The sequence below is a fragment of the Sphingomonas sp. ABOLH genome, assembly GCF_003951715.1.
Lineage (GTDB): Bacteria > Pseudomonadota > Alphaproteobacteria > Sphingomonadales > Sphingomonadaceae > Sphingomonas > Sphingomonas hankookensis_A.
This window is the reverse complement of the sequence record NZ_QQWV01000101.1, coordinates 1-1,671: the sequence shown is the minus strand read 5'-3', so window position 1 is coordinate 1,671 and position 1,671 is coordinate 1. Positions and strand designations below refer to the sequence as shown.

Annotated in this window: 1 protein-coding gene; it reads left to right on the top strand. The window is 62.4% G+C overall.

The features are described 5' to 3' along the window. Positions 1 to 94 precede the first annotated feature (94 nt). Positions 95 to 1,450, top strand: coding sequence for an IS1380-like element IS1247 family transposase (locus CA237_RS19385; RefSeq protein WP_006473457.1), 1,356 nt, complete (start codon positions 95 to 97; stop codon positions 1,448 to 1,450). The last annotated feature ends 221 nt before the right edge of the window (positions 1,451 to 1,671 follow it).

The following is a 1,671-nucleotide window of genomic DNA, read 5'->3' as shown; positions in this document are numbered from 1 at the left end:
CCCACATTTCCCAAGTAAGGCGCTGATTTCGCTGTCCTGACCATTATATTTCCTATATAAAACATGGTGTTGAAGGCTGCGAGGGGCGCGTTTCATGGATCACCCAGAGGGTGCGGGCTTGCAACGGGCAGATCGGGTGGATTTCGACCCTCGCGTGCGGCTGGAATTTCGCGGCACGCAGCTCAGTTCCGACGGCGGCCTTCTGGTGATGCGCGAGCTTGATGACGCGCTCGGGTTGTCCGATTTGGCGTCAGCGGCGCTGCGCGATACTCGCTCTGGCAAGAACACGGTCCATCGGCTCGACGGCCTGTTCCGGCAATCAGTCTTTGGGCGGCTGGCCGGATACGAGGATGTCAACGACGCCAACCGTCTCGCCTGCGATCCGGTCATGCGCCAAGTTGTCGGCGGCAGAGCGGTCGATGCACAAGCGGCCTCGGCATCGCAGATGGGACGGTTCGAGACCGAGACGCTGGCTCTGGCCGGGAACCGTGCCGCGCTGGCCGACCTGAACGGGCAATGGATCGACCGGTTCCATGACCGTAACGGGCTGAAGTACATCGTTCTGGACATGGACAGCTCGGTCAGCCCGACCCATGGCGACCAGGAAGGGTCCGCCTGGAATGGCCATTTCGACTGTAGCTGCTATCACCCCAACTTTCTGTTCAACCAGTTCGGGATGCTGGAACGCTGCGCCCTGCGCCATGGCAACGTCCACAGCGCCGATGGCTGGCGTGATGTTCTCGACCCCGTCATTGCGCGCTACGCGGAGCGCGACCTTGGTGGCAGGTTCTTCCGGGCCGATGCTGCCTACGCGATCCCGGCGATCTATGAGCGATTGGAAGAAGCGCGGTTCTTCTACGCCATCCGGCTGCCCGCAAACGCGGTCCTCAAGGACAAGATCGCGCATCGGCTAACGCGCCCTGTCGGGCGGCCGTCACTGACCAAGGTCAAGCGGTTCTTCGAGGAATTCGAGTATCAGGCGGCGTCCTGGGACAAGGAACGCCGGGTGATCGCCAAGATCGAATGGCATCCGGGCGAACTGTTCCCGCGTGTCGGCTTCATCGTCACCAACCTGCCGATGGAGCCGGACTGGGTGGTGCGGTTCTACAACCAGCGCGGCACCGCCGAGCAGCACATCAAAGAGGGCAAATACGCCTTTCGCTGGACGCGGCTGTCGTGCCGGAAGTTCCGCGACAATGAGGTGCGGCTGCAACTGCACGCCCTGGCGTACAACCTGGCCACCTTCTTGCGCTGCATCGAGCTGCCCGAGGCCATGGCCGACTGGTCGTTGACCAGCCTGCAACTGAAGCTGATCAAGATCGGGGCACGTGTGGTCCGTCACGCCCGCACCATCACCTTCCAGCTGGCCGAGGTCGCTGTCACCGGCACGATGGTACGCGCCATCCTCGCCGCTATCCGCCGATTGCGAGCGCCACCGCTATGCGCATGATCGCGATCCACGCTCAAACTGAACGAAAGCGGCTGGACAGATCTGTCCGCTGCGCTGAAAAACGCCGCCCCTGGGCAAGGAAACAGCGGCTTCGCGGTCTGATCCGTCCAGACCCAGCAGTCTGCGCGACCGCAGGTGCCGCTTGCGGCAGAAAATCCTTGTCTAGCGCTCGGATACAGGCGATCTTCACCTCAAACGACACGCCACTTGGGGAATGCAGG